This window comes from Kribbella albertanoniae (assembly GCF_004348455.1).
Lineage (GTDB): Bacteria > Actinomycetota > Actinomycetes > Propionibacteriales > Kribbellaceae > Kribbella > Kribbella albertanoniae.
The window spans coordinates 1-4284 of record NZ_SMKA01000432.1 but is presented as its reverse complement, the minus strand read 5'-3'; the positions used below and the strand labels follow the sequence as shown (position 1 = coordinate 4284).

7 protein-coding genes are annotated in these 4284 nt (G+C 67.7%); 1 reads left to right on the top strand and 6 read right to left on the bottom strand.

The genetic code is table 11. The features are described 5' to 3' along the window. On the bottom strand, positions 1–424 hold a 424-nt coding region (locus E1261_RS43500), incomplete at its 3' end, for a MarR family winged helix-turn-helix transcriptional regulator (protein ID WP_132416025.1). A gap of 46 nt (positions 425–470) precedes the next feature. Between E1261_RS43500 and E1261_RS43495 the strand changes: the two genes are divergently transcribed. Beyond that, positions 471–932 carry a pyridoxamine 5'-phosphate oxidase family protein gene (locus E1261_RS43495; protein ID WP_132416023.1) on the top strand — a complete coding sequence of 154 codons (462 nt, stop codon included), beginning with the start codon at positions 471–473 and terminating at the stop codon, positions 930–932. Between the two features lie 105 nt (positions 933–1037). On the opposite strand, the gene E1261_RS43490 is transcribed toward E1261_RS43495, so the two are convergent. The 5 genes from E1261_RS43490 to E1261_RS43470 all read right to left on the bottom strand — a co-directional run. Then, the gene (locus E1261_RS43490; RefSeq protein WP_132416021.1) at positions 1038–1808 is read right to left on the bottom strand and encodes a DivIVA domain-containing protein; all 771 of its coding nucleotides are present in this window, start codon (positions 1806–1808) and stop codon (positions 1038–1040) included. Positions 1809–2000: 192 nt separating this feature from the next. Beyond that, positions 2001–2306 carry a YggT family protein gene (locus E1261_RS43485; protein WP_132416019.1) on the bottom strand — a complete coding sequence of 102 codons (306 nt, stop codon included), beginning with the start codon at positions 2304–2306 and terminating at the stop codon, positions 2001–2003. Between the two features lie 39 nt (positions 2307–2345). Further along, a complete protein-coding gene (locus E1261_RS43480; RefSeq protein ID WP_132416017.1) occupies positions 2346–2903 on the bottom strand; it encodes a cell division protein SepF in 558 nt (185 codons plus the stop codon). Between the two features lie 71 nt (positions 2904–2974). Beyond that, a complete protein-coding gene (locus tag E1261_RS43475) occupies positions 2975–3685 on the bottom strand; it encodes a YggS family pyridoxal phosphate-dependent enzyme (protein ID WP_132416015.1) in 711 nt (236 codons plus the stop codon). After that, positions 3682–4284 (bottom strand): purine nucleoside phosphorylase YfiH/LACC1 family protein (locus E1261_RS43470; protein WP_132416013.1); only part of this gene is annotated, 603 nt, incomplete at its 5' end. The genes E1261_RS43475 and E1261_RS43470, both read right to left, overlap by 4 nt.

Genomic DNA, 4284 nt, shown 5'->3' with positions numbered 1-4284 from the left:
GGGTGAGGGTGTCGAGGAGGAGTTGGCGGGCGTCCTCGACTCGGTTGTTGCCTAGGGCATTGCGGAGTTCGGCGTCCACGGCGGCACGGTGGTGGCGGGCGGCGGTGATGATGGCGGTGCCGCGGTCGGCTAGGGCGACCTGTTTGGCGCGGGCGTCGGTGGGGTCGGTACGGCGGGTGACGTAGCCCCGGCGCTGGAGGTCGGCGACTGTTTTTGAGGCGGCTTGCTGGGTTACGCCGAGGCGCTCGGCCAGGGTGGTGATGGTCGTGGGGCCGGCGATCAGGTGCTGGAAGACGACGCCGTCGGCGAAGCGGGAGTCGGCGAAGCCGTCGGTGGAGAGGCGGCGCTGGAGTTCGTCGGCGAGGGCCCAGCCGGTGAACAGCGCGGCGAGGGACAGGTCGGCACCGGCGGGATCGAACTCCATGCGGGCGAATATACAACCTGGGTTGTGGATCGGATAATCTACAACCATGGTTGTGCAGAAGGAGTTCATCGAGAGGGCACACAGGATCGTCTGGTGCACGGTGGCCACGGTGGGGCCGGACAACCGGCCGCGGAGCCGGATCCTGCACCCGATCTGGGAGATCGACAAAGCAGGAGAACTGGCCGGGTGGATCGTCACCCGGGCGACACCGGTGAAGGTGCGGCACCTTGCGTACAGCAACTACTTGAGCTGTAGCTACTGGGAGCCGGGCCACGAGGTGGCGATCGCGGACTGCGAGGCCGGGTGGATCGACGATGTGGCGACCCGGCAACGAATCTGGGAGCTGTACGCCGCTGCTCCGGCGCCGCTCGGCTACGACTTCTGGAGTGTGTTCCCCGATGGACCGGCTGGGGAATCACCCTCGCTACTGCGGCTGACGCCGTACCGGTTGAGGCTCTTCGATGTGGAGACCCTCACCGGTCGCAAGCGACCGCCCGCGTGGCCCTGACGCTGCGTCACAATCAAACGACTGTGTGTCAGAAGTTCCCGGACACGCCGAAGAGGCGGTGCTGCCGGAAAGCACCGCCCCTTCACAGGTTCAGACGTTACAGACTCAGACTCCGTGCCCGCCGTGCGCCTGCGCACGGGCCTCGGGACGGAATCCGTTCCGCGGGCTCAGCGTGTCGTCGCCGTTGCCCAGTGCCTTGAGCTGCTCGGTGAAGTACGTCTTCAGCCGGCTGCGGTACTCGCGCTCGTAGGCGTGCAGGTCGTCGATGGTGCGCTCGAGCTGACCCTTCTGCTTCTCCAGGGTGCCCAGCATCTGGGCGCGGCGCTCGGCGATCTCGCCGTCCAGCTTCTCGGCGCGGGCACGGGCCTCGCCGGTCATCCGGTCGGCCTTGCCGCGCGCCTCGTTCTCCAGGCGCTCGGCCTTGGCGCGGGCCTCGCCGATGATCTTGTCGGCGGTGTCCTTCGCCTCCTGGACCAGGTCGTCGGAGTGCTTGGTGGCCATCTCCAGCAGCCGCACCGCGGAGCTGGACGCGTCGCCGACGGTCCCTGCTGCCGCAGCAGCCCCCGCGGCCGCTACCGCGGGCACCACGACAGGCGGCTTCTCCTCGATGATGGGCTTCTCGACCACCACCGGGGGCTTCGGCTGCTGCACGACCGGCGGCAGCGCGGCGGTCTGGTCGACCGGCCGCTCCTGGCCGGCGCCAGCGCGCTGGGCGGCCGCGAGCTTGGCCCGCAGCTCCTCGTTCTCGGCGAGGAGGCGCTCGAGCTCGGCCTCCACCTCGTCGAGGAAGGAGTCGACCTCTGTGACGTCGTAGCCCTCCCGTAGTCGGACGGGCGTGAACTGCTTCGAGCGGACGTCATCCGGCGTCAGCGGCATCTTTCACCTCGTTTGTCTGTGTCTTGGCGGAGTCCCCGTGGCCTTCACCTCGGCGACTCAGTAGATCACGTTATCGCTTCGTTGTGTTGTGACGGAATCCGGGCGGGCGACAACGGTCCACGACTTCGGTTCTCCGAGACTCTACCTACCCCGTCCCAACCGTCCCAGTCATCGAAAACGGTGTCCGGTGACTCACAGCGAATTCAGTGCCGTGGAGTTGATCGACATCGCCACGGAGACGATGACGAACAGCATCAGCATGGACAGGTCGATCCGGATCCCACCGGCCCCGATCGGGGGCAGGATCCGCCGCAGCGGGCGCAGGAACGGGTCGGTGATGGAGTAGATGGCCTCGAAGAGGAGCAGCAACGGCCCCTTCGGATGCCATTGCGGCGCGAACATGACGATCAGCCCCAGCACGAAACGCGCCACCAGCACAAGGAAGAAGGCGAGCAGGAGGAAGCTGATCACTTGGAGGACGATCACTAGGGCAACCATGTTGTCAACGAGTGTAGAAGACAGCGGAAGCAACCGCGGTCAGCTCTGGTTGTAGAACCCGTCCGCGGCGATCTTCTCCTTCTCCTCCGCGGCGACCGTCACGTTCGGCGGGCAGACCAGGAACACCTTGGTGGTGATCCGCTCGATGGAGCCGCGGCAGCAGAAGATCAGGCCGGCGGCGAAGTCGACCAGGCGCTTGGCGTCGGCGTGGTCCATCTCGGTCAGGTTCATGATGACGGGCGTGCCGTCACGGAAGTGCTCACCGATCACTCGCGCTTCGTTGTAGCTGCGCGGGTGCACGGTGGTGATGCGGGCCAACTCGGTAACCTCCGGGGACGGTGCGACACCACGTCGTTCTGGGAACTTGCTGACCGTACCGCCCGGCTCCTCGCGCCCCTGGTGGTGCTCGGGGCGGGCCTCCGTCCGCTCGCGGCTCTCCCGGCCGGCAGGCACCGGCTCGGTCTCCTGGGAGTCCCCGTCGACGGCTTCGTCGTCGTACTCCTCGTACTCGTCGTAGTCGTCGTACCGCGCGTTGTAGCGCTCCCCGTCCTCGACCAAGCCGAGGTACACACCCATCTTGCGCAGCGCGCCGCTCATGGCCCTCCAGCCCCTCGATCCGGTCTCGACGACAACACTGAACAGGAAACAGAACCTGCTCGATGTCGACACTAACCGAGTGGAGGACGCGTACCGAGTAAGGCGCGCCCGAGCCGGACATGTGTCGCTCCGTGCCGGATCGCGGCCTCGAGGTCGCCGGTCATCCCGGCCGAGATCCAGGTGGCCGCGGCGTGTTCGGAGCGTAGCCGGGCGGCGACTTCCTGCAGACCCGCGAACGCTTGGTCCGGGTCCGATCCGAGTGGCGCAACCGCCATCACCCCGCCCAGCTCCAGGCCGTCCGCGGCCGCAACCTCGGCAGCCAGCTCCAGTACGTCGGCCGGTGCGACGCCACCGCGGTCCGCACCGGTCGCGGCCTCGTCCGGCCCGTACGACGCGAGGCTCACCTGCAGGAGACATCGCAGCGACTTCTCCTCGGCCACCGCCGCCTTCGACAGCGCGGCGACCAGGGACGCCCGGTCGACTGAATGCACGACCGACGCGTGCCGGACCACCGAGCGGGCCTTCTTCGACTGCAACTGGCCGACGAAGTGCCAGGTGAGTTCCGGGCACTCCGGCGCCTTCGTCTTGAGCTCCTGCTCACGGTTCTCGCCGACGTCCTCTACCCCGAGGCCCGCCAGCGCCGCCACGTCGCTGACTGGGAAGGTTTTGGTGATCGCGACAAGGGTGACCTCCTCCGGGTCTCTCCCGGCCGCCACACACGCCTTCTCGATCCGCTCCTGAGCCAGTCGCAGATTGTCGCGGAGCTCTTGCTCTCTGCTCATGTGAGTTTCACCAGGCCGGCGAGCCGGCCGCTCTGCTTGCCTTCGCGGCGATACGAGTAGAGGTTCTCCGACTCCATCGTGCAGCCGCGCGCGTCCTCGATCACGTCGACGCCAAGCTCGGTCAGCTGTGCTTTCACCCCGGCCGCGATGTCGAGGGCCGGTGTCCCCCAGCTGGTCTCGGAGTACGACGCGGGCACCCGCTCGGCCACCTCGGCCCGCATCTCGGCCGGAACCTCGTAACACTTCCCACACGCATTCGGCCCCAGTACGGCGGTGATCCGGTCCGCACCGAGCGCCCGCATCGCGTCCACGGTGGCGGGGGCAACACCGACGTACATGCCTGGTCGTCCGGAGTGCGCGGCGCCGATGATCCCGTTCTCGCTGTCGACCAGCAGCACGGGCAGACAGTCGGCCGCCCGCACACACAGCACGATGTCGGTGCGGGTCGTCACCAGCGCATCCACCCGCGGCACCGGATCGAGCGGAATCGGGTCACCCGGCCGGATCACATGCACGTCCCGGCCATGCACCTGGCTCACGCGAACGACGTACTCGGGAGCGACCCCGAAGGCCGCACCCACCCGTCGGAAGTTCTCTCC